40 protein-coding genes are annotated in these 19,078 nt (G+C 35.7%); 36 read left to right on the forward strand and 4 right to left on the reverse strand.

Annotation, left to right across the window (positions count from 1 at the left end; all coding sequences use genetic code 11):
* Positions 1-131 precede the first annotated feature (131 nt).
* From D7D81_RS11880 to D7D81_RS11890, 3 genes are all read right to left on the reverse strand, one after another.
* Complete coding sequence (locus D7D81_RS11880; RefSeq protein WP_125990257.1) at positions 132-575, reverse strand: hypothetical protein; 444 nt, start codon at positions 573-575, stop codon at positions 132-134.
* 63 nt (positions 576-638) lie between these two features.
* Positions 639-1,106, reverse strand: a complete 468-nt coding sequence (locus D7D81_RS11885) for an ImmA/IrrE family metallo-endopeptidase (protein ID WP_125990259.1) — start codon at positions 1,104-1,106, stop codon at positions 639-641.
* 21 nt (positions 1,107-1,127) lie between these two features.
* Positions 1,128-1,499, reverse strand: coding sequence for a helix-turn-helix domain-containing protein (locus tag D7D81_RS11890; RefSeq protein WP_125990261.1), 372 nt, complete (start codon positions 1,497-1,499; stop codon positions 1,128-1,130).
* Positions 1,500-1,655: 156 nt separating this feature from the next.
* On the opposite strand from D7D81_RS11890, the gene D7D81_RS11895 reads away from it, so the two are divergent.
* The 35 genes from D7D81_RS11895 to D7D81_RS12035 all read left to right on the forward strand — a co-directional run bounded on the left by D7D81_RS11895 (position 1,656) and on the right by D7D81_RS12035 (position 18,022).
* The gene (locus D7D81_RS11895) at positions 1,656-1,862 is read left to right on the forward strand and encodes a helix-turn-helix transcriptional regulator (RefSeq protein WP_125990263.1); all 207 of its coding nucleotides are present in this window, start codon (positions 1,656-1,658) and stop codon (positions 1,860-1,862) included.
* Positions 1,863-1,905: 43 nt separating this feature from the next.
* Positions 1,906-2,163 carry a hypothetical protein gene (locus D7D81_RS11900; RefSeq protein WP_125990265.1) on the forward strand — a complete coding sequence of 86 codons (258 nt, stop codon included), beginning with the start codon at positions 1,906-1,908 and terminating at the stop codon, positions 2,161-2,163.
* A gap of 31 nt (positions 2,164-2,194) precedes the next feature.
* Positions 2,195-2,401: a hypothetical protein gene (locus D7D81_RS11905; protein WP_125990267.1), complete on the forward strand. Its 207-nt coding sequence runs from the start codon at positions 2,195-2,197 to the stop codon at positions 2,399-2,401.
* Positions 2,402-2,415: 14 nt separating this feature from the next.
* On the forward strand, positions 2,416-2,574 hold the full coding sequence (locus D7D81_RS19545; RefSeq protein ID WP_205739200.1) for a hypothetical protein: 159 nt from the start codon (positions 2,416-2,418) through the stop codon (positions 2,572-2,574).
* A gap of 136 nt (positions 2,575-2,710) precedes the next feature.
* Positions 2,711-3,232, forward strand: a complete 522-nt coding sequence (locus tag D7D81_RS11910) for a helix-turn-helix domain-containing protein (protein ID WP_205739201.1) — start codon at positions 2,711-2,713, stop codon at positions 3,230-3,232.
* Positions 3,229-3,396 carry a hypothetical protein gene (locus tag D7D81_RS19550; RefSeq protein ID WP_164522234.1) on the forward strand — a complete coding sequence of 56 codons (168 nt, stop codon included), beginning with the start codon at positions 3,229-3,231 and terminating at the stop codon, positions 3,394-3,396. The genes D7D81_RS11910 and D7D81_RS19550 overlap by 4 nt, the downstream gene beginning before the upstream one ends.
* Positions 3,393-3,542 (forward strand): hypothetical protein, encoded by a 150-nt coding sequence (locus D7D81_RS19555; RefSeq protein WP_164522235.1) that lies wholly within the window; start codon positions 3,393-3,395, stop codon positions 3,540-3,542. The genes D7D81_RS19550 and D7D81_RS19555 overlap by 4 nt, the downstream gene beginning before the upstream one ends.
* A gap of 46 nt (positions 3,543-3,588) precedes the next feature.
* Entirely contained in the window at positions 3,589-3,849 is a 261-nt protein-coding gene (locus D7D81_RS11915) for a hypothetical protein (protein WP_125990271.1), read from the forward strand.
* A 13-nt stretch (positions 3,850-3,862) separates the two neighbouring features.
* Entirely contained in the window at positions 3,863-4,051 is a 189-nt protein-coding gene (locus D7D81_RS19920) for a hypothetical protein (RefSeq protein WP_205739202.1), read from the forward strand.
* Positions 4,048-4,932: an ERF family protein gene (locus D7D81_RS11920; protein WP_125990272.1), complete on the forward strand. Its 885-nt coding sequence runs from the start codon at positions 4,048-4,050 to the stop codon at positions 4,930-4,932. The genes D7D81_RS19920 and D7D81_RS11920 overlap by 4 nt, the downstream gene beginning before the upstream one ends.
* Before the next feature lie 163 nt (positions 4,933-5,095).
* Positions 5,096-6,151 carry a replication protein gene (locus tag D7D81_RS11925; RefSeq protein ID WP_125990274.1) on the forward strand — a complete coding sequence of 352 codons (1,056 nt, stop codon included), beginning with the start codon at positions 5,096-5,098 and terminating at the stop codon, positions 6,149-6,151.
* Positions 6,152-6,214: 63 nt separating this feature from the next.
* The gene (locus D7D81_RS11930; RefSeq protein ID WP_125990276.1) at positions 6,215-6,895 is read left to right on the forward strand and encodes a hypothetical protein; all 681 of its coding nucleotides are present in this window, start codon (positions 6,215-6,217) and stop codon (positions 6,893-6,895) included.
* Positions 6,888-7,169, forward strand: a complete 282-nt coding sequence (locus tag D7D81_RS11935; RefSeq protein ID WP_125990278.1) for a hypothetical protein — start codon at positions 6,888-6,890, stop codon at positions 7,167-7,169. The genes D7D81_RS11930 and D7D81_RS11935 overlap by 8 nt, the downstream gene beginning before the upstream one ends.
* A 13-nt stretch (positions 7,170-7,182) precedes the next feature.
* Positions 7,183-7,368 (forward strand): hypothetical protein, encoded by a 186-nt coding sequence (locus D7D81_RS19560; protein ID WP_205739203.1) that lies wholly within the window; start codon positions 7,183-7,185, stop codon positions 7,366-7,368.
* Positions 7,368-7,547 carry a hypothetical protein gene (locus tag D7D81_RS11940; protein WP_125990280.1) on the forward strand — a complete coding sequence of 60 codons (180 nt, stop codon included), beginning with the start codon at positions 7,368-7,370 and terminating at the stop codon, positions 7,545-7,547. The genes D7D81_RS19560 and D7D81_RS11940 overlap by 1 nt, the downstream gene beginning before the upstream one ends.
* Positions 7,544-7,855, forward strand: a complete 312-nt coding sequence (locus tag D7D81_RS11945; protein WP_125990282.1) for an XkdD/Y8K6 family phage-associated protein — start codon at positions 7,544-7,546, stop codon at positions 7,853-7,855. Before D7D81_RS11940 ends, D7D81_RS11945 begins: the two co-directional genes overlap by 4 nt.
* The gene (locus tag D7D81_RS11950; RefSeq protein WP_125990284.1) at positions 7,848-8,231 is read left to right on the forward strand and encodes a single-stranded DNA-binding protein; all 384 of its coding nucleotides are present in this window, start codon (positions 7,848-7,850) and stop codon (positions 8,229-8,231) included. Before D7D81_RS11945 ends, D7D81_RS11950 begins: the two co-directional genes overlap by 8 nt.
* A gap of 11 nt (positions 8,232-8,242) precedes the next feature.
* A complete protein-coding gene (locus D7D81_RS11955; RefSeq protein WP_125990286.1) occupies positions 8,243-8,914 on the forward strand; it encodes a putative HNHc nuclease in 672 nt (223 codons plus the stop codon).
* Positions 8,915-8,916: 2 nt separating this feature from the next.
* Positions 8,917-9,198, forward strand: a complete 282-nt coding sequence (locus D7D81_RS11960) for a hypothetical protein (protein WP_125990288.1) — start codon at positions 8,917-8,919, stop codon at positions 9,196-9,198.
* A gap of 1 nt (position 9,199) precedes the next feature.
* Positions 9,200-9,442, forward strand: coding sequence for a hypothetical protein (locus D7D81_RS11965; RefSeq protein WP_125990290.1), 243 nt, complete (start codon positions 9,200-9,202; stop codon positions 9,440-9,442).
* A gap of 4 nt (positions 9,443-9,446) precedes the next feature.
* The gene (locus D7D81_RS19565) at positions 9,447-9,614 is read left to right on the forward strand and encodes a hypothetical protein (protein WP_164522238.1); all 168 of its coding nucleotides are present in this window, start codon (positions 9,447-9,449) and stop codon (positions 9,612-9,614) included.
* 1 nt (position 9,615) lies between these two features.
* Positions 9,616-9,888 carry a hypothetical protein gene (locus D7D81_RS11970; protein ID WP_125990292.1) on the forward strand — a complete coding sequence of 91 codons (273 nt, stop codon included), beginning with the start codon at positions 9,616-9,618 and terminating at the stop codon, positions 9,886-9,888.
* A gap of 21 nt (positions 9,889-9,909) precedes the next feature.
* Entirely contained in the window at positions 9,910-10,341 is a 432-nt protein-coding gene (locus tag D7D81_RS11975; protein ID WP_125990294.1) for a VRR-NUC domain-containing protein, read from the forward strand.
* Positions 10,338-10,538 (forward strand): hypothetical protein, encoded by a 201-nt coding sequence (locus tag D7D81_RS11980; RefSeq protein ID WP_125990296.1) that lies wholly within the window; start codon positions 10,338-10,340, stop codon positions 10,536-10,538. Before D7D81_RS11975 ends, D7D81_RS11980 begins: the two co-directional genes overlap by 4 nt.
* A gap of 253 nt (positions 10,539-10,791) precedes the next feature.
* A complete protein-coding gene (locus D7D81_RS11985; protein WP_164522239.1) occupies positions 10,792-11,010 on the forward strand; it encodes a hypothetical protein in 219 nt (72 codons plus the stop codon).
* Positions 10,982-11,173, forward strand: coding sequence for a hypothetical protein (locus D7D81_RS11990; RefSeq protein WP_125990299.1), 192 nt, complete (start codon positions 10,982-10,984; stop codon positions 11,171-11,173). Before D7D81_RS11985 ends, D7D81_RS11990 begins: the two co-directional genes overlap by 29 nt.
* Positions 11,170-11,631, forward strand: coding sequence for a hypothetical protein (locus D7D81_RS11995; protein ID WP_125990301.1), 462 nt, complete (start codon positions 11,170-11,172; stop codon positions 11,629-11,631). The genes D7D81_RS11990 and D7D81_RS11995 overlap by 4 nt, the downstream gene beginning before the upstream one ends.
* Before the next feature lie 342 nt (positions 11,632-11,973).
* Complete coding sequence (locus D7D81_RS12000; RefSeq protein WP_125990303.1) at positions 11,974-12,234, forward strand: hypothetical protein; 261 nt, start codon at positions 11,974-11,976, stop codon at positions 12,232-12,234.
* Positions 12,235-12,279: 45 nt separating this feature from the next.
* A complete protein-coding gene (locus tag D7D81_RS12005) occupies positions 12,280-12,942 on the forward strand; it encodes a hypothetical protein (protein ID WP_125990305.1) in 663 nt (220 codons plus the stop codon).
* Entirely contained in the window at positions 12,929-14,230 is a 1,302-nt protein-coding gene (locus tag D7D81_RS12010; protein ID WP_205739204.1) for a PBSX family phage terminase large subunit, read from the forward strand. Before D7D81_RS12005 ends, D7D81_RS12010 begins: the two co-directional genes overlap by 14 nt.
* Positions 14,227-14,469 carry a hypothetical protein gene (locus D7D81_RS12015; RefSeq protein WP_125990307.1) on the forward strand — a complete coding sequence of 81 codons (243 nt, stop codon included), beginning with the start codon at positions 14,227-14,229 and terminating at the stop codon, positions 14,467-14,469. Before D7D81_RS12010 ends, D7D81_RS12015 begins: the two co-directional genes overlap by 4 nt.
* A 6-nt stretch (positions 14,470-14,475) precedes the next feature.
* Positions 14,476-16,002: a phage portal protein gene (locus D7D81_RS12020; protein ID WP_125990309.1), complete on the forward strand. Its 1,527-nt coding sequence runs from the start codon at positions 14,476-14,478 to the stop codon at positions 16,000-16,002.
* Positions 16,003-16,013: 11 nt separating this feature from the next.
* Positions 16,014-16,346 carry a DUF3307 domain-containing protein gene (locus D7D81_RS12025; RefSeq protein ID WP_125990311.1) on the forward strand — a complete coding sequence of 111 codons (333 nt, stop codon included), beginning with the start codon at positions 16,014-16,016 and terminating at the stop codon, positions 16,344-16,346.
* A complete protein-coding gene (locus D7D81_RS12030) occupies positions 16,347-17,738 on the forward strand; it encodes a phage minor capsid protein (RefSeq protein ID WP_125990313.1) in 1,392 nt (463 codons plus the stop codon).
* Positions 17,735-18,022 carry a hypothetical protein gene (locus D7D81_RS12035; RefSeq protein WP_125990314.1) on the forward strand — a complete coding sequence of 96 codons (288 nt, stop codon included), beginning with the start codon at positions 17,735-17,737 and terminating at the stop codon, positions 18,020-18,022. The genes D7D81_RS12030 and D7D81_RS12035 overlap by 4 nt, the downstream gene beginning before the upstream one ends.
* 35 nt (positions 18,023-18,057) lie before the next feature.
* Here D7D81_RS12035 and D7D81_RS12040 read toward each other — a convergent pair whose 3' ends face one another.
* Positions 18,058-18,348, reverse strand: a complete 291-nt coding sequence (locus D7D81_RS12040) for a hypothetical protein (protein WP_125990316.1) — start codon at positions 18,346-18,348, stop codon at positions 18,058-18,060.
* A 145-nt stretch (positions 18,349-18,493) separates the two neighbouring features.
* On the opposite strand from D7D81_RS12040, the gene D7D81_RS12045 reads away from it, so the two are divergent.
* Positions 18,494-19,075 (forward strand): phage scaffolding protein, encoded by a 582-nt coding sequence (locus D7D81_RS12045; RefSeq protein WP_164522241.1) that lies wholly within the window; start codon positions 18,494-18,496, stop codon positions 19,073-19,075.
* The last annotated feature ends 3 nt before the right edge of the window (positions 19,076-19,078 follow it).

Here is a 19,078-nt window from a genome sequence, read left to right on the forward strand (position 1 = left end):
ATAGTTTGTCTATAAATAAATGTATTTTCCTGAGTAACACAATATTAATCACATCACCAAATATAAGTTTGTCAAAGTAGCACATATGTTTGGCTTGGTGTGAAAAAAGAGAACCCCGAAGGGTTAATTTATTAAAGCGATTCTAAGATATTTTTATATTCTTCAGCTTGTTCAGGAGTTAGCTCATTATCAAGCCTTAGTATTACATTATTATGTACATACATATATTGAGCAAAGAGGGGTTGTTCTATCAGGGGCTCTAAATATTCCTTTCTGTTTTTGAGTTCTTTTTCAGAATCAAATATTTCTATCGTTCCGCCTTTCAAACCATCCCCATATTGTTCAATTCTTGAATCTGACCAGTTTACTTTTCCAATGTATTGGCCCGGTCTGCCTAAAAGATTATTTGGGTCAGTTTCGGTCGTGTATATTTCTATTTCATCAATTGGTATACTCCAGTCTTGGAAAGCATTAATAACTTCTTCTGCAGTTAGATTGATTATCTTACTACTACTGCAACCTGCCGAATTCAAGATTAAGATAATAAATAACCCGATAACCAATAATTTTTTCATAATATTCACTTCCTTTGTTATAATTTATCAAAATTTCTGTTATTTTGTCAAACAAATGTTCGTTTACTTATTAAAAAAATTATACTTTAGCCTTTCTAACTTAAATCTCACCAATTCAACAGGGACCTCTAACTCATAAGCTATACACTTAATAGAGCATCGACCTCTTATATACTTGTATAGTTCTTCATTACTGATAAGTAATTCAGCAGCAAATTGATTAGCTTCAATTTCAAATTTATTCATAGAGAAAAGAGTATGTTGTTCGATAAAATATCTACTGCTATCTGGGTGAAGTATGGCATGCCCAAGTTCATGGCTAAGAACAATTTTTTTCATAATTTGATTTAAGCTTTTATTAAGTCCAATAATATTTTTTTTGTTATTTTGATCATAAGTGAATATGCCTTTTATGTTTTCGCTGAAATTATAGTATTTAATTTCAATGCCTAGAAGCTCTGATATGTAATATGGGTCTCTTGTACCAAATTCATTAAATAATTTTTTAACCAAATGACTAACATATTTCATTCAAAACAGCTCCTTATTTTGTTATTCTTTTTTCATTTTGTCTCTATCACGGAGCATACGTAAAAAGTTTATTACACTATTCTTGTCTTCTTTTGTAAGAATTTCACCGTCAAGGTGAACATTAAAACGATCCAAAAGTTCTTGAATTTCTAGGTCTTTTTCATTTAGTAATTTGTCCGCCGGATGACGCTCATTGGTATTTCCCAAAAGGTAATCAACAGAAACTTTGAAATAACTGGCTATTTTTTGGAGGGTTTCATACTCTGGTTTTCTTTTAGCTGTTTCATAACCGGCTACTGTAGAACGGGAAACTCCTAAATATGTAGCTAAATCATCTTGTGTAATGCCTTTTTCATTTCTCAACTGCTTGATTCTATCTTTTAATTCTGCCATTCAAGCCCTCCTTCCAATAAAATTATATAAAAAGATGTCGCACAAAGCAACTATTGTTGCAAAAAGCCAAAATTTATTTAAAAAACACTTGACAAGTGGCGTTGAGAGACATATAATATAAATGTAGCGTGGCATTACGCGACAAGGAGGTGAATTATGAGCAAAAGAGAAAAACTGATAGCATTAAGAGTTGAAAAGGAATTGACTCAAAAAAAAGCAGCAGAAGGCATTGGTATCTCAAGGAGTTTCCTAACAGAAATAGAAAATGGAACTAGAAATCCTTCATTCAAGACAATACAAAAGTTCGTTAATTTTTATGGTGAAAAAGTAAAAGATATTTTTTTTAATACAAAAGTCGCATAATGCCACGAACCCCAACCAAAACTGTGCTTAGGAGGTGAGATGGATGGAAGAAGTTTTGTTGGCCAGACAGGTTGCGAAAAATACTAAAGATCCAGCAGTAAAACAAATACTTAATCAATTTCTGGAAAATTGTCCTCAATGTGGGGCACCAAGGGAAAATTCATCTGGATACAATTGGCGTATAGATATTGATACAATTTATAATCCACCGATTTCAGAGGATTTTATTGAGGGTTATGATTTAGTACGTTACCGTTGCGAATGCGGTTGTGTATTTAAGAAAATTGAATCTACAGTTTGAAAATTATAGAGCATTGAAAGGAGGTGGACTTTTGCCGCAAATATATTTTTCTGAAGAAGAATTATTAACACTTAATGAAGTTGCAAGACACATTGATGATCATGAGAGATGGATGTTTGATGTTATGGACGGAAAGTCTTTAAAAAATGTCATTGATAAAGTAACAGAGAAAACTAATCCAATTATAAATGAACTTAACAAGCATAATACAAGCTCCAGAAAAAATAAAATGTATTGAAAGGGGCTGATCATATGAAAGTATATGGTGTTGTGAATGGAGAGAAGAGAGAGCCTACCGATGAAGAATGTCTGATTATAGTGAGAAAACTGCAGAAAGCAGTTGGAAGGGTTTTTTATAACGTGGATATTTCTTTCGAGGAAAGGGCTGACGACAGTAAGGCGACTGCTTAGCAGTCGTTGGATAGAAACTGGACAGGCTGATTAACAGAGGCAGGCTCTATTGGTGAACTATATTAATATTATATCAGTCTGCAGCTAGCAAATTAATAATAATTTGAGACAAAAATAAGAGAGGAAGTGGAGTATTGTGACAAATGTTGGAGTGTTGATTAGACAGGAGAGGGAGAGACGTGGTTTGAGTCAGGAGCAGTTAGCTAGGACACTACATATTGACCGTTCTACTATTTCGAGGATTGAAACAGGGACACAGATTGCTACTCATGACTTGTTAGAAGAAATTATTTCTGCCCTTAGGAGCCCCAGGTTAAGGCTTGAAATATTAGGAGGGGCAATTCCATGCATACACCTTAATAATGTGGATTATCACCCTCTGGCTGTTCAGCAGACAGCAATCAAGGAAATGAAGGAGGCCATAGAAGAACTAGAGAGTCTTAATCTTATTAATAAAATTGGCCCCGAGGACCTTAGTCCTGAGGAGCAAGAAAATTTGTTGCATAAGACTATGATTGAACTGCAAGATGTGAATATATGCATGGACCTTATATTAATGGCCCTGGCAGAAAGATATGATATTGATTTGAATGAACTCTACAAGCTCAGTGAACAAAAGATGAAGGAAAAGGGTCATCTGGTCGAGGCGGTAGTATGAAAGATAAGAAAAATACTTTCTGTAATGACTGCTGTAAGGATCCGGAGACTTGTGGAGAGGACCCACTTGACTGCATGAAAGAAAAAGATGCTGAATTGTACTTTGATTTATATGACAATGCTAGAATGAGTGATTTTACTAGCACTAAGGGGGTAGTGGCGTGAAGTATCCAGTTTTGGTCTATAAGCGTATTAATGGTCAGGAATATTATCACGGAATAGGACAGACTTATATTGAAAATAAGATGGATAGAAACAAAAAAGACTCAACTGATTGCAGCTCAGCTGAGTCGACTAGAAAAATATCCTAATCCCAGTATAACATACTGGGCCAGAAAAATGAAGGAGGAAGAGTTAGTGTTTGATAAACTGAAAAGATTTTTCGAGCAGGAACCTAGCCTTAAAGAGCAGGCCGAAAAACTGAAGAATACTATAGATAAAAAATATGGTACCAACTCAAAGATAGATATTTATATGTATGAAAATAAAGCAAAAGCTAAGTTGATAGCAGAGGATATTTCACATGATTTTGATACAGTTGCTGTTGCTGGTAATAATCATGGTTCTAACTGGTACGATATTATCTTTGAAAAAATTAAGGTCACTGTATTTTTCTAAGGAGGTATAAAAAATGGGTAAATGCATGATATGTGGTGTTGAGACTATAGGTAACATCTGCCGCAGATGCGAGGAACATAATAGGCAAGAATGGTGTAGAGATTATGAGAGGCGGGCTGTAGATTCTCCGCAGAGAAACAGCCTGGCTGGTCAATATAGAAGAGACATCATGAGGAAAGGGGGCAGTCGATTTCAATTATGAATAAGTCTGACAGTATTAAACAATTAGCTATTGCTCTTAATAAATTTCAGTCAGAAGTATCTAATCCTAAAAAAACAGAAACTAACCCTTTTCATGGGTCTAAATACGCCCCATTAGGTAGTGTAATTGACCAGGTTAAGCCTGTACTGGATAAACACGGCTTGTGTTTTTCACAGCTGGTCAGTGGGGATGGTGCTAAATCATCAGTCACAACCCTATTAATGCATGAATCAGGGGAATTTATTGAATCAGAGCCCCTTACATTTCCAAACCAGATATCGAAAGGTGATAGTGCAGCCCAGGGTGGAGGTTCTAGTATCACATATGCTAGGAGGTATTCACTTGAAGCGATACTGGGTATATCCTCTGAGGAAGACAATGACGGCAACCCAGATAATAATAAAAAAGGCTCCAATAATAGCAAAGGGAGTAATAAGAAGAGCGGTAATAAGAAAATAGATAAACCTGGTGAAGTAGTAATCAAGTTTGGGAAATATAAGGGGAAGAAATTAAAAAATATACCAGGGGAAGGCCTGAATGAAATATATAAAGACGCTAAAGTTGATTTTTATAAAAAAGCTATTAAAGCTGAAATAAAAAGGAGAAACAATGGTAAACCGCCCAAAAGACAATTATCAGAGCGAGAGAAAAAAGTGGCAGAGTTAGTTAATGGCGATAAAGGCTATAGAAAAATAGTAATAGATTTTCTAGAATATCAATTTCCAGAAGTTAAAAATACCGACAAAAAAGCCTCAGTTAATGATCTAGGTGATGCAGAATATAAAGAACTGATCAGGACACTCCAAAATACACATGAGGCGAATGTAGAACCACCAGATATTGAAGATGATCCGTTAGTTGAATTTGAAGTACCGTTTTAGAAAGTTGACAGCATACCCTTTATCTTGATTCCAGGGTAGGATAAGGTCAGGGGGCTGTTTGGTAACAGTGAGCGGTCACAGTGGGTTCAACTCCCACTATAGAGATAAGTAGGTTCGATTCCTACCCCTGGCCAACCAATATTTTTAAGAGGTGACTTATATAATGGCTAATCCTCAACCAGATAGTTATACAAAGCTATCAAACGAAATTTTAGAGGCAATTATGAAATCTCAGTTCTCAAAAAGACAATTAAATATACTATTTCTAATCTGGCGTTGTAGCTATGGCTTTAGCAAAAAAGTGGCCAAGTTAAAGAAAAGCGACTTTCAATATGTCGGAGTATATCCAGGAGATATTACAAAGGAATTATTATATCTTCAGGAGGCAAAAGTTATTTACTGGGATGAAGAAAATGACCTTATAGCATTCAATAAAGATTATGACAGATGGCGTATTTCTTTATCGAGAGCAGTAGTAAATGGGAAGGCAGATATTAGTAAAATACTAAAAAGACAGTTTGAAAAATTTAGTAAAACACTAAATAAGGATATTAGTAAAATACTAAATTTGCCTGTGGATAACTCTGAAAATGTTAGTGAAACACTAAGTCCTAAAAAGAGAAAACTTAGTAAAACACTAAATACAAATAATAGTCTACTTAGTAAAACACTAAGTTTTTCACGAAAAAAGGTTAGTAAAACACTAAATGGACAATTCTCTGAGCCCAGTAATGACGCTTTTCATGAGGTGCCTAAAGAAACTAGTACTAAAGAAATAAATAATAATACTTCTTCTTCTAATGATAATTTAATTAATTATCATGAAAGTAATAGTGAAAAACCAGATGAAGAAGATGAGGAAAAATCTAAAATACCAAATGCTTATTTTAATGCTTTCAATTGTATGATATCACCTACCCAGTTGCAGATATTAGAGTCATATATTGAAGATGGCTTGTCGGAAGAAATTATAATCTTAGCTTTAGAACAGGCCGCTCTCAATAATGCTAAAAGTTTAAATTATGTCCAGGCTATTCTTAATAGCTGGTTAGAAAAAAAAGTTAGCACTGTTGAACAGGCTAAACAGGCCATAATTGAACATAAAGCTAAGCAAAAAAATAAATCTAGTCCCCAAAAAACTAATATCGTTAATTTTGAACGCGAAAACAAGTCTGATGATGAGGTGGCCCGGGATTATTACCAGAAAGGCTACCGCTGACGGAGGTGTGTCACTTGTCTAGAAAGTCAATTGAGGAAAAGGAAAAAGTAAGGGGGAAAATAAATGTATTATGGAGATTGTGAATTTTGTGAGGCCGATTTCAAAGATGAACAGGCAGAAGAAATAAGAAAATATCTTGCTGATATGGCTAATGAAAAAGTCGAATTTATAATTGCTGATTATGAGCATTGGAAGAGTCAGTATAAAGAATTAATAAAGCAAAATAAAGATTTAAGAGCAGAAGTATCTAAATTAAAATTTGAAAAAAACGAGGATTTGGAGAAATATACAATAGAACTGCAGAAAGTTATAGACAATCAGAAAAATAAAGAAGAATTAAGAAAAGAGTTAGTTAATAATTTTGTTCCGGGCGAAAAAGTATATTGGATAATTAAGGATGATAAATATAAAGATTGCGCCGAGTGCAATGGAACCGGATACGTTAAAGCAGATTATAAAAATAGCAAACATGATATTAGATGTCCAAAATGTAAAGATAGTGGATATTGGGGCAAAGGCAAAATATTAACTAAACGCAATTACAAAATTGAGTCTAATTATATTAAACAAATTCATTTTAATATTTCAATGTGTAAGGATACTAAAGATGATTTTATTATCAGAAATGTTAAAGCTTATATTAAATGCGAAGAATATCCTAAAAGACTAGATGAACTATATCACACTAAAGAAGATGCGGAAAAAGCTATCGAAAAAATGAAAGAAGAAGATAACAATGATTAATCTTAATGATTATGAAAATTACGGAGATGATTTATTTTTCAACCCTATCAACTATGTGCCTGAGAATGATATGACTCATGAAGAATTTGCAGAATATCAGCAGATTATAGAAAGGAGGCAAAGAATGAGAAAAATCAACAGTCTTGTGGATAAGCTGGATAGAGATAGCTGCTTGCCACGCCATGAGATAGAGAGAATAGTTCAAGAAACAGTTGAGCGGCTAGAGGAAAGAGACCGGGCAGAACTAGCTAATACAGTAGCTGTTACAGATTGAAAGGAGGATATCAATGTTACTATTATTTCTCATATTAGGCGTGTTAATTGGGGCAGTTGCTATAGTTCGTATTCGGGTGTTAGCTGTCAAGAAAAACGATTATATTTTGGTTAAGAATATTAAGTACAAGCAACTAAATAGACCAGATGGCAAGCTGGATTATTCAGCATTGATAGAGGGAATAGGAGTTGATGAGTGATGAAAATTAAATATAAATGTGAATGCGGCTATATAGGCCCGGCTGCTTGGGTGACAAAAGTAGAACCAGCAGAAGAAGGTGGTTATTGGGAAAAAGAATATTTTGGTTGCCCTGAATGCCAAAGGCAAGTAGCAGAAATGGAACGTGTTGGGATTGTCCAAGGAGTTGATGAAAGTTGAAACATACAAAAGGGCCATGGAAAATAAAGGGTATGAGAATAGTTGATGAAAAAGAAAAAATAATTTGTGGGTTTGATAATCAACCATTGAGAGCCAATGAACTATACGAAGTCAAATGTAATGCTGAATTAATAGTAGTAGCGCCAAAAATGCTAGAGAAATTGAAAGAGGTATTGAATATAGTTGAAGATTCCGAAGGAGTTGTCGGATATAATCTCAATGGAGTTATAGAACAATGGGATAATTTTGATGAAATAGCGGAAATTCAAGAGCTAGTGAATAGTCTAGAGAGTGATAATAATGCTTAATCACATAATTTTGATAGGCCGCTTAGTCCGGGACCCTGAATTAAGGTATCTTGGTAATGGTACCCCGGTTTGTAATTTTACTCTGGCTGTAGAGAGAAATTACACCAATCAGCAGGGTGAAAGAGATGTCGATTTTATCCGGATAGTTACCTGGCGGAAACTGGCGGAAACATGTAGTCATCACCTGGGTAAGGGTAGACTGGTTGCTGCAGAAGGTTCCTTGCAGATAAGTAAAAGTGAAAAAGACGGTCGGATTTACACAAATCCCCAGGTTATAGCTAATGAAGTGCGTTTTCTAGATTGGCCTAAAGACAGTCAGAAGGGTGATAGTTCAGGTGGTAATAGTGCTGGGGATAATTTTGATGTACCGTTTTAAGGAGTGATATTATGCAATTTCCTTGCCAGATAGATACGACCAGGACATTGAAAAAAGGAATGAAAATTACACTGGAAATAGATGATGAACACAAGAGGGACGTGCTTAAGAATCTGTATAACTTCGAGAATATGCCTCTGCAGGTGAGTTTTGAAATAGATGCTGCAAAGAGACAGAAGGAGCTAGACCAAATATCTCCTGACCAGAGAAAGAAGATATATGCAATTTTGAGAGATATCGATGATTATACTGGCCAGGGAGTAGAGAGCCTGAAACAGCAGATGAAATTAGAGTTTGTTAGAGTAACTGAACATGAAATGTTTTCGCTATCTGACTGTCGTAAAGAGCTGGCCAGTGATTTTATTGAGTTTCTGATTTGTTTTTGTTTTGAGAATGGTGTGGACCTTACTGACCATCCACGTGATGCATTTGAAAATATTGAGGATTATATCAGGCTTTGTCTGGAGAAGAAGGTTTGCTGCATATGTGGGAGGCCTTATTCTGGGGACCCACATCACGTTGATACTATAGGGATGGGGCATAATAGGAAGAAGGTTGATGATTCTGAGAAAAGAAAATTGCCACTATGCTATGAAGAACATCATCCCGAGATACATACTATCGGGGATGAAGAGTTCTGCAGGAAATATCATGTAAAGCCAGTTATATATAAGGGGGCTTGATTATGGAGCAGATGGCATTATTTGCAGATTGTCTTAGTGAAAGTGAAAAAGAGACTATTAATAAAGCGATGTATTATGCTGTGAGGGAAAATTATAACCAGGCTATAGATATTAGTAAGACAGAATTGATTAGGGAAGCACTAGAAATATTTAAGTCAAAGAAAGAAAAACCAATTACCTCATATATGTGCAATATATCATTAGATGATTTTTTCACATCATGTGTAATGAGAGGATGGAAGAATGAGCTATATAAAATACCATGGTTAAAGGTGGGTGAGTGAATTGAATAATGAAAAAGTAATTAAATTACCAGAAAATAGATGTCATTTTTGTGGAAAGGAATCAACACTATTATGTGACAAGGTTAAAGGGGAGATTCGAGCTATTGATTTAGGAGGGCCAGGTGTGCTATCTAACGGAGTAGTTACATGTGATAAGAAAATATGCAAAGAATGTGCTACTCATATAGATGGGGCAGACTACTGCCCGGATTGTGTTGAAATATTAAAGAAAGCTTTGAGGTGAGAATATGAGTAGAAAGATAAAAGCTAAAGTTTTAATCGATATAGAAACCGATGTTGATGATAATGAATCTGATATGGAAACTGTTAGATATTGTTTGAATGAAGATTTACAAAATGGTTGGATAATTAATGATATTAGTTTTAAAGAATTTCATATGAAGGAGGAAGATTAGCTTGGAAAAATTTAAAGGTAAAAGAAAATTAGAAGATGTGGGTGAAAATGCTAAAAAGAATGGATATAGAATTGATACCACAGATTTTCATAAAAAAGGTAGCGATTATATTTACTTAACTAACAAAGACAGAAGAATAGCTTATAACACTTTTAACGGTAGTTTTATGATTTATGATAGTAAAGGAAAATGTATCGCCAATCATAAATCAGAAGAATTAGACAATGAGGATTGGTACCAGGAAATACTTGATATGTTTTATGTTCCATCTTAATTGATAGGGAAGTTGATTATTATGAGTAGAGGATTAAACTGGACTAGCTTACCCAAGAAATACAGGAAAAAATCAGGCAGCAAAAAAGTATATTGTCCGCTTGAAGAAGTTGAACAGGAGAAATTAGCTGAGTATTTAGACTGGAATAATTATACTTGGTTTCATGTGCCAAATGAGGGGAAATTCAAAGTTCAATATTTAGCAAAAAGGGCAAGACTTGGTGTTAAAAAAGGTGTTCCTGATAATTTTATATGTGAGCCAGTGAGAGATAAAAATGGAATGCCTCTATATTGCGGCATTGTAATTGAGTTAAAGCGCAAAGAAGGTGGCCAGACTACACCAGAACAAAAAGCCTGGCTGAAAACATTAGAAGAAAAGGGCTGGCTTACGAAAGTTTGCAGAGGTGCTGATGAGGCTATTGATTTTTTGGAAGAGATATTTGAGGAGGGATGAAAATATGCGGGGGGGGGAATTCAGACCGTAAGTCTATACATGAATGGGAAAAGAAATATCATGTGAAAGTCTTATATATGCATCCAGGACGAAAGAATAGAAAATTAGACCGAGATGAGTTAATAAATTTATTGAAGGACAAAACTATTCAATTGGAAGTAGATAGTGAAAAAGAGTTTATCCAGGAGTTGGTTTGAGGTATGTAAGTATAAAGAGGAGGAATAATGGACCATCAATGCAAAACACCAGGATGTACGTTGAATGTCACTGAAGGATATGAATATTGCCTTTGGTGTCGGTCTAATCAGACTCATTGTCGATTAGGTAAGTTTGGGCATAAGCAGATGTCAATTCCAGTACCTTGGTGCTTTGAATATAACAGGCGTGTGTTACTGGGAGGCGGGAAATGGCTTTGTGATGATTGTAAGCATAGTGAAAGGAGTAGAAAGCGTGAAGCAAGCTAGCCTATTTGATACCGTTCAGGTTGGCAGCCAGGTAACCTGTCGCCCGGATGGAAAAGTCAGAGGAGCAACGGTTAAGGAAGTATATGAAAATGGTGATATATTAATAGACTGTTGGTGTGCAAGAAGGAAAGAATTTCGGATACCAGCTGGAAAGTATCAATTAAGCAGGTTGTGGAATGAACCGGGAACCAGGAAAAATATATGAAGATAAAGGAGTGAGGAAGGTGATAATAGCTGAAATAATTAGATATAATCAGCCGGTTATATATGAGACATTATTATTGATGTTTTCTGTAGAGGTTGATGAACTACCAGAATTCAAGGAAATTAAATATCTCATGGAAGAACGCAGGGGTGTAGCACTATGAGTAATGATTATTATAACAAAGTAGTCCACGATTTTGTGAACTACCGAGAATATAAACAAAGATGTGAATACATAGAGAAGACCGCTAATAATATCCCTTCCTGGGTAGTAGCTGCCCTTGCTGATAGAGGTATGGGGATAGATTATTCTAAAGAACGTGTCCAAACATCAAATCAATTTGACCCTACTTCTACAGCTGTATTAGAGGCTGTGGAGGATAATTTCTATGAGTATATAGAAAAAATAAAATTAGTTAAAAATGTAGAATTAGCTTTTAAGGGTCTGGATTCAATAGAGCAATTTATCATGAAACATAAATATATGACCGGTGAAATAATTAATGATGTTGATGTATATACTCATCCTGAATCTCCAGTTAAGAAAACTAAGTATTATGAAAAAAAAGACCCAGCTGTAAAAAAAGCAGCAAGGATTATAGGATATTTAGAAAAAAATTAAAAAAATTCACATTGCGAACTATCTGCGAACGATTTACGAACACATGAGCTTAAAATGTGTGTTATACTGTCATTAATAGAAGTAGATGTGAATCTGTGAATCCTCCTTCAAAATAAATTGCCCCCTGATGGCAACCAGGGGGCAGAATAATAGAGTAGCTTAGCTATTGATGTATTTATTGGAGATAGTAATCATGAAGACTTTGAAGAAAATGTAGAAAGTTTTGGGAAAGTATTATATCAAGTATTAAGAGATAATGATTTACAAATAAAATAGAGAGCTTAATATGCAGGAAAGAAAATAATGATAAAGAAATATATATGTAAGAAAGGAGAGAAATATATGAAAGAATTATTTAATAGAATTAGAGAAAAGGTTTATGAAGCTGAAGAAAAAAGACGAAGATATGATGACATTATTGTTATTGGAGTTTCTCATGATTTGTATAATAAATTAATTGAATATCGAGATAAACATAATATAACAATTATACATAAAACAGATATTATAGAAGAAATTAAGTTTATGGGAAACCAAGTTGTAATTATTCCAGGAAAAGACAAGATAAAGGTAAAAATAGATAATCCAAAGAATTATCGCTAGAGCAGTTATTTAACTGCTCTTTTTATTTATACAAAAGAGGTGGTGATGGTGCCCAAATCCAAAAACAAAGTCCATGAAGGTGATAAATTAAATAGAAAACATCCTGAAAAAAGTTATCTGGTTTGTGGTGCTAAACATGATAATAATAAGTATGGATTTTGCCTTCAAAGGGCAGGATGGGGCACTGGCCACGTAGGAACTGGAAGATGCAAGCTACATGGGGGTAAATCAACTGGACCACCACCAGATAAAATGAAAAAGAATAAAAACGCTGTAAAAACAGGCGAACATGAAACTATCTGGATGGATACTTTGGATGATAAGGAGCAGGAGCTATACAGCCAGATTAAAACTGATGTGATTGAACAACTTGACAATGAGATAAGATTAACCGATATCCGTATTCGTCGTATGATGATGCGGATATCTTTATTGAGGGGTGCAGATTTTACAATAGTTGAGAAACAAAAAAGGAAGGGTTATGGCCCAGAAGGCCCGATAGATGTTAACGAAGAAAAACAGAGGGCAACATTAGGCCAGATTCAGGATATTGAAAATGCATTAACCAGGGTGCAAAGCAGGAAAGAAAAACTATTGAAACTTAAACATCAGATAGAAAGCGGTCAGGGTCCTGTTAATATTGATATCACTAATTATATTAATGCTCTTAGTCAGACAGCGGAAGAAGTGTGGGATGATGAGGAATAAGAGGGAAGTATCATCATTCAAATTTAAGCCTTTTTCTAAAAAGCAAAAACAGTTAATGACCTGGTGGATGGAACCAAGCCCGCATGTTGATAAAGATATAGTAATTGCTGATGGCTCAATTCGTGCTGGTAAAACAGTTGCTATGTCTAACGGATTTGTTGACTGGTCACTGGCTAATTTTGAAGGAGAAAACTTCATATTATCTGGGAAGTCAATGGGAGCATTGACCAGGAACGTACTGAATCCATTGAAACAGATGCTTACTGCTAAGGGTATTCCGTATCATCATGTTAGAACAACTGAAGAACCCAGGCTAGAAATAGGACTAAATAATTATTATCTATTTGGTGCTAATAATGTGAGTTCTAAAGATGTATTAACTGGGTTAACAGCTGCAGGTAGTCTTGCTGACCAGGTAGAGTTATTCCCTGAAAACTTTGTTAAGACGTTGATAGATAGATGTTCAATAGAAGGTAGTAGGCACTGGTGGAACTGTAATCCTGAAGGACCTTACCATTTTCTCAAAAAAGACTATATTGATAAGGCTGATATGAAGAAAATACTTCATATGCATTTTACTTTAGATGATAACTTAACTCTATCAGAGGACATCAAGAAAAGATATAAAAGGATGCATGAAGGAGTATGGTATCAAAGGAATATTCTTGGCCTCTGGGTATTAGCAGAAGGCTTGGTATATGATATGTTTGACTGTGATGTTCATATAGTATCCAAGCTGCCGGATATGAAACAGCACTGGATAGGCGTTGACTATGGTACCGCAAATGATACAGTATTCTTGCTTATAGGACTGGGAACAGACAATAAGCTATATATCATAGATGAATGGCGCTGGGGAAGAAAAACAAAGGGTAAGAGTAAGACTGATGTTCAGCTTAGGATTGAGCTACAGAAGTTTATAAATAAGCATAATGTTATGCCTAAGTGGATATTCATTGATCCAAGTGCTGCAAGTTTTATAACAGAATTATTTCAGCATAGGAAAGAGTTCCCAGCTTTCAAGAGGGTTGCCAAGGCTAATAATGATGTGAAAGATGGAATTAGAAGGGTTTCCAGTTTACTGGGGGCTCTTAATTTATTTATACACGAAAGATGCGAGGGGACAATTGAGGAATTCCAGTCTTATTCCTGGGATGAAAAGGCTCAGGAACGTGGTAAAGATGAACCAATAAAAGAACATGACCATGGTCTAGATGGGTTGAGATATATAATTAATGGAATTCTTAAGATATTTGAGTTTGTTATGAATATGAAGGAGGCTGCATGATGGGGAAAGTTATTAGGCTAGATGCAAATAGGATGGTTGGAGCTTTAGAGGACATGCTTGAAAAAGCAGAATCTGGAGAATTAACTTCTATAGCATTTGCAGGAAAACTGAAAAATGAAGATATTATAACTGGACATCTTAATTGTAATTTTGGAGAACATCATAGATTGTCCAGTGAAATTCAACTAGATGTAATTGATAGAATGATTAAGGCTAACTATGTAACGCCAGAGAGGTGATAACTAATGGCTATAAAACCCTGGCCGCCAGATAAAGATAATTGGAATCGAATATATGACAAATATGCTGAATGGGCTGCATGGTATTCAGGTGATCCAGCAGAATTGCTGGATGTATATGCAAGTAGAATTGCAGCAACAAAAGGAACATATAACACAATTGATTATAATACTGGCTATAATAGTATACATGATTCAATAGGTCAGTTCTGGGCAAAAGATATTCAGAACCAAAGAAAGACTATGTTACATGTACCAGTTGCTGGTGATATTGCTGGGGTATCAGCTGATTTGCTCTTGAGTGAGCCTCCTGATATCAAGATTCCGGAAGCCCATGAGAAAACTGCAAAGGAAGGGGCAAAGAAAACTCAAGATAGGCTAGATGAGATTATAGATGAAATAGACCTATATAGCAGAATGTTAGAAGGAGCCGAAACAGCTAGTCCGTTAGGTGGTTTCTATGCCAAGGTTAACTGGAATCCTAAGTTTAAGCCTTTTCCTGTTATTAGTGTAGCTCATGCGGACAATGCCATCCCTGCATTCAAATGGGGATTTCTTACTGAAGTAATCTTCCATAAGATAATTGATATCGGGAGTTATGATAAGGTTATAAGACATCTAGAAATACATAGACCGGGAGTTATCGTTAATCAACTTTGGAAAGGAAAAACTGGTGATTTAGGCCAACAGGTGGAATTATCCTATCATCCAGCAACCGCAGACACGGAAGAGCAGGTACAGACTGGATTGAAAGGGCTAGCATGTCGTTACATCCCGAACAAAAAACCTAACCGGTTATGGAGAGATAGCGACTTGGGGCAAAGTGACCTATCAGGCATTGAGGGGCTAATGGACGCCTTAGATGAAGTATACACTAGCTGGCTAAGGGATGTTAAGCTGGCAAAGGGCAGAATCATAGTACCCGATTATATGCTTGAATTAGACCAGGAAACCGGAAAATTCAACTTTGACCTGGATAGAGAAATATATGAAAGCATGAATATGGGGCCAGTTGACCCGGAAAACAGTAATCAGGGCATCACATTGAGTCAATTTGAAATAAGAGCAGAAGAACATCAAAAGACCGCTTATGAGCTACTTACACAAATATATAATAATGCTGGATATTCTCCTGCTTCTTTTGGCATGAATACAGAAGGCGGTCAGATACAGACTGCCACAGAAGTGAAAGCTAGGGAAGGAAAGAGTTTTAAGACACGCAATAAAAAAGCCCGGTATTTGCAGAATGGCATGGAGGATATTTTATATATCTTGCTCCAGATAGATAAGATACATTTCAATAGTGGAATTAAGCCTTATAGGCCGCAAGTTATATTGCAGGATAGCATACAGACTGATCCACTTGAAAAGTCAGACAGCATTGAAAAACTTGATAGAGCTGCAGCACTAACTACTGACACAAAAGTTAGAATGCTGCACCCAGACTGGACTGAAAAACAAATTAAGGCAGAAGTAACGCAAATAATGAAAGAACAGGGCATGGATGTAGAACCGCCAGAAATTAGAATATAGGAGGTGATACTTTGAATATAATCTTGGGTCATATGATTGGTGATTATTTATTCCAATCTGACTGGATGGCTATAAATAAAAAAAAGAGCGGTTTGGCTGGATTGATACCATGTATTGTTCATTGCTTGATATGGACGATATCGGTATTTTTGTTTATTGGTGAATATAGATTAATTTTCTTTTGTATGCTGTTCTTATCACATTTCATATTAGATAGAACTAACTTTGTGAAATGGTATTTGAAGAGATTTAAGATAATGCCGAACCCAACATTTTGGAAGATAGTTATTGTTGATAATACATTACATTTATTGATGATTTTCCTTGTTTTGAAGGTGGTATAGATGCCAATATCCCCTTATGATGGCGAACAGTTAATTGCAGAGGAAATAAGGCGTATATATGCTAATGCAGAGTTAAGGACTATTGAGGCTATAGCCAAAAGATTGAAAAAAGGTAATCCAGATGCACCACAATGGGCACAGGAAAAATTGAGGGAACTCAGGTCCCTAAAAGGTGAGATTAATGAGGATGTAATAGAGTACCTGAAAAATGTCAATCCCGATATAGAAGATACTATAGAACAGGCCTATAAGATGGGTCAGAGAGTTGCAGAGACCGATTTGAAAGAGGCCGGGTTTAAAGTAAATATTCAGGGTACCTTTGGTTCAATTAACCAACGAGCAGTTGAAGCATTGGCTACTGAGACAGTGAATAAACTTAATTCTACTCATTTCCGTATACTTAGACAGGCTGATGATGTATATAGACAAGCTGTAGCAGAGGCTAGTAGTAGGGTTATTACCGGAACTGAAACGAGGAGGCAAGCTGCTCAAAGAGTAATAGATAAGCTTGCTAACAGGGGTATTACAGGGTTTAAGGACGAGGCTGGCCGGTATTGGAAACTTGATACTTATGCTGAAATGGCTACACGCTCAGCAACTGGTAGGGCAGCATTAGAAGGTCATGCTAGTAGAATACAGGAGAATGGGCGGGACCTGGTCATTGTTTCTGACCATGGGGAAGAGTGTGAATTATGTCGCCCATGGGAGAGAAGGATATTAAGCCTTTCAGGAAAAAGCAAGAAATATCCCTCACTTGCTGAGGCCCAGAAAGCCGGTCTATTTCATTCCAACTGCAGGCATACTTATAATTTATACATTAGAGGATTAACACGTGATGTTGGTAATAAAAATGCTCATGCTGATTCAGAGGGTTATGAGGTTAGGCAAAAACAGCGTTATAACGAAAGGCAGATTAGGAAGTGGAAACGCCGGAAAGCAGCTGCATTAACCGAGAAGGAAGAGAAAAAGGCTAACGCTAAGATTAGAGAATGGCAGGCAAGGCAGAGAGAGCTGGTAGATAAGCATGGACTTAGAAGGAAGTATGAAAGAGAACAAATTACACTTGAAAAAAATAGGAAATTAAAGTATAATAATAGAAAAGGTCAAAACACTCATTTGCAGAGTAAACTTAATTATTCCTGGAGGGATGAAGATTCATTTATTCCTAATAATACAATTATAAACGATGTTAAAATAATTGCAGGTAACAGAAGTAATACTAAATTGAGAGTAGCTAATAAATTAGCAGAAAAATATGGCGGTGAACCAGAGGATTGGAGTAAGAAAGTAGGAAAAATAGAATCTGCAAAATTCATATTTGATGTACACTGGTTTGAATTTGATGGTAAACAATATGAAATAAAGCTTAAGCACAGAGGTGAAAAGAAATGAAAGTAGAAGTATTTGATTCTGAAAATGATAAATATATAGAAAAAGAATCCATAGGGAAAATAAAATATGTAGGAGAGAGCTTTGGAGTGGATTCTTTAACGGATCAGAATATCTATGATTGTTTAGGAATAGAAGGAAAATATATAAGGGTTGTTGACGATTCAAAAGAAGATTACTTATATCCAATTAAAAATCCTAGACCAATTGATGGCAGTTCAAAAGGTGGTCGATGGAAGGTAGTAGAAGATAAAAAGGGCATTCTAAAGGAGCATATCTCTAATTGATGAGCATTTACTGGGATAAAAACAGTAAGTGCTTTTTATTTTGCTTCTACATAAACACCAGTAATCTTTTCACAATGATAATGAACTGGCAGACCTAAGTATTTCTTAGGGGCCTGTCTTATATCAAAACTTTTGTTTTGACTACCTTGTTCATAAGCAAACCGCATACTACAGATTGGGCCCAGATATATAGCGCTGGGCTTTTTCTTTGCCTTCTTGATTTCACTGATTTGGCCATTAATTTCGACTGTTACAGACAGAAGGACCTTATATAAGTATCCCTTTTGATATTTCTCAGGGATACCTGGTAGATATGGGTCTTTCAATTGAATCACCTCATATTGATTGTATCATAAAAGACATTCACATTATAATAATCTTATTTGCTGATATTGTCCAAAACATACTGAGGACGTTAAAAGCTGCATGGGGAGCCGACAGGCTTAAAACGGGATAAAGGAGATGTTTGTATTGGATAAGTTAATAGAATTATTGACTGGTATTGAAGGTTTTGAGCTAACGGACGAGCTCAAAGGAAAAATAAAAAATGTCTGGGATAATGGAGTTAAATCTGGTAAAGAGAACCTGTTCACGCAAGAAGAAGTTAATAAGTTAATTGATAAGAGATTTGCCAGAGAGGCAAAACTGCATGAACAGGAGATTACTGACCTTAAAGAGCAGATGAAAGGCATGGTTGACCCTGATAAGGTCCAGGAATATGAGACTAAGATTCAGGAGTTGGAAACACAGGCAACAGAAAATAAGGCTAATATCAAGAAAGAATATGAACTAAAATTAGCTGCAGTAAACAATGGAGTCAGGAAAGAGGCTATTGATGATTTCCTGAAAATTGCTGATACATCAGCTCTTGAAATTGGCGAAGATGGCAATGTCACTGGCATGGATGAATTGATGGAGAATATGAAAGAAAATAAAGGCTACCTATTCGCCGAAGATGCTACTCCTGGTGGAGGAGAAGAGTTTAAAGGTGGAGGAGGTGGCGGTGGTGACGATATGGCTGCAACGAAAAGAGCCATGGGATTACCCGAATAAAAT

This window comes from Halocella sp. SP3-1 (genome assembly GCF_003953885.1).
Taxonomy (GTDB): domain Bacteria; phylum Bacillota; class Halanaerobiia; order Halanaerobiales; family DTU029; genus Iocasia; species Iocasia fonsfrigidae.

What these genes read in the sequence shown, in the direction of transcription:
- D7D81_RS11885 (WP_125990259.1), bottom strand. Translation starts at nt 1,106, where the DNA reads ATGAAATATGTTAGTCATTTGGTTAAAAAATTATTTAATGAATTTGGT.
- D7D81_RS11975 (WP_125990294.1), top strand. Translation starts at nt 9,910, where the DNA reads ATGAGTAGAGGATTAAACTGGACTAGCTTACCCAAGAAATACAGGAAA.
- D7D81_RS12010 (WP_205739204.1), top strand. Translation starts at nt 12,929, where the DNA reads ATGATGAGGAATAAGAGGGAAGTATCATCATTCAAATTTAAGCCTTTT.
- D7D81_RS19565 (WP_164522238.1), top strand. Translation starts at nt 9,447, where the DNA reads ATGAGTAGAAAGATAAAAGCTAAAGTTTTAATCGATATAGAAACCGAT.
- D7D81_RS11950 (WP_125990284.1), top strand. Translation starts at nt 7,848, where the DNA reads ATGCTTAATCACATAATTTTGATAGGCCGCTTAGTCCGGGACCCTGAA.
- D7D81_RS19920 (WP_205739202.1), top strand. Translation starts at nt 3,863, where the DNA reads ATGGGTAAATGCATGATATGTGGTGTTGAGACTATAGGTAACATCTGC.
- D7D81_RS11980 (WP_125990296.1), top strand. Translation starts at nt 10,338, where the DNA reads ATGAAAATATGCGGGGGGGGGAATTCAGACCGTAAGTCTATACATGAA.
- D7D81_RS11930 (WP_125990276.1), top strand. Translation starts at nt 6,215, where the DNA reads ATGTATTATGGAGATTGTGAATTTTGTGAGGCCGATTTCAAAGATGAA.
- D7D81_RS11995 (WP_125990301.1), top strand. Translation starts at nt 11,170, where the DNA reads ATGAGTAATGATTATTATAACAAAGTAGTCCACGATTTTGTGAACTAC.
- D7D81_RS11900 (WP_125990265.1), top strand. Translation starts at nt 1,906, where the DNA reads ATGGAAGAAGTTTTGTTGGCCAGACAGGTTGCGAAAAATACTAAAGAT.
- D7D81_RS11935 (WP_125990278.1), top strand. Translation starts at nt 6,888, where the DNA reads ATGATTAATCTTAATGATTATGAAAATTACGGAGATGATTTATTTTTC.
- D7D81_RS12035 (WP_125990314.1), top strand. Translation starts at nt 17,735, where the DNA reads ATGAAAGTAGAAGTATTTGATTCTGAAAATGATAAATATATAGAAAAA.
- D7D81_RS12020 (WP_125990309.1), top strand. Translation starts at nt 14,476, where the DNA reads ATGGCTATAAAACCCTGGCCGCCAGATAAAGATAATTGGAATCGAATA.
- D7D81_RS12005 (WP_125990305.1), top strand. Translation starts at nt 12,280, where the DNA reads ATGGTGCCCAAATCCAAAAACAAAGTCCATGAAGGTGATAAATTAAAT.
- D7D81_RS11890 (WP_125990261.1), bottom strand. Translation starts at nt 1,499, where the DNA reads ATGGCAGAATTAAAAGATAGAATCAAGCAGTTGAGAAATGAAAAAGGC.
- D7D81_RS11880 (WP_125990257.1), bottom strand. Translation starts at nt 575, where the DNA reads ATGAAAAAATTATTGGTTATCGGGTTATTTATTATCTTAATCTTGAAT.
- D7D81_RS12000 (WP_125990303.1), top strand. Translation starts at nt 11,974, where the DNA reads ATGAAAGAATTATTTAATAGAATTAGAGAAAAGGTTTATGAAGCTGAA.
- D7D81_RS11960 (WP_125990288.1), top strand. Translation starts at nt 8,917, where the DNA reads ATGGAGCAGATGGCATTATTTGCAGATTGTCTTAGTGAAAGTGAAAAA.
- D7D81_RS11895 (WP_125990263.1), top strand. Translation starts at nt 1,656, where the DNA reads ATGAGCAAAAGAGAAAAACTGATAGCATTAAGAGTTGAAAAGGAATTG.
- D7D81_RS11955 (WP_125990286.1), top strand. Translation starts at nt 8,243, where the DNA reads ATGCAATTTCCTTGCCAGATAGATACGACCAGGACATTGAAAAAAGGA.
- D7D81_RS19550 (WP_164522234.1), top strand. Translation starts at nt 3,229, where the DNA reads ATGAAAGATAAGAAAAATACTTTCTGTAATGACTGCTGTAAGGATCCG.
- D7D81_RS12015 (WP_125990307.1), top strand. Translation starts at nt 14,227, where the DNA reads ATGATGGGGAAAGTTATTAGGCTAGATGCAAATAGGATGGTTGGAGCT.
- D7D81_RS19545 (WP_205739200.1), top strand. Translation starts at nt 2,416, where the DNA reads ATGAAAGTATATGGTGTTGTGAATGGAGAGAAGAGAGAGCCTACCGAT.
- D7D81_RS11990 (WP_125990299.1), top strand. Translation starts at nt 10,982, where the DNA reads ATGAACCGGGAACCAGGAAAAATATATGAAGATAAAGGAGTGAGGAAG.
- D7D81_RS12030 (WP_125990313.1), top strand. Translation starts at nt 16,347, where the DNA reads ATGCCAATATCCCCTTATGATGGCGAACAGTTAATTGCAGAGGAAATA.
- D7D81_RS11925 (WP_125990274.1), top strand. Translation starts at nt 5,096, where the DNA reads ATGGCTAATCCTCAACCAGATAGTTATACAAAGCTATCAAACGAAATT.
- D7D81_RS11940 (WP_125990280.1), top strand. Translation starts at nt 7,368, where the DNA reads ATGAAAATTAAATATAAATGTGAATGCGGCTATATAGGCCCGGCTGCT.
- D7D81_RS19560 (WP_205739203.1), top strand. Translation starts at nt 7,183, where the DNA reads ATGTTACTATTATTTCTCATATTAGGCGTGTTAATTGGGGCAGTTGCT.
- D7D81_RS11920 (WP_125990272.1), top strand. Translation starts at nt 4,048, where the DNA reads ATGAATAAGTCTGACAGTATTAAACAATTAGCTATTGCTCTTAATAAA.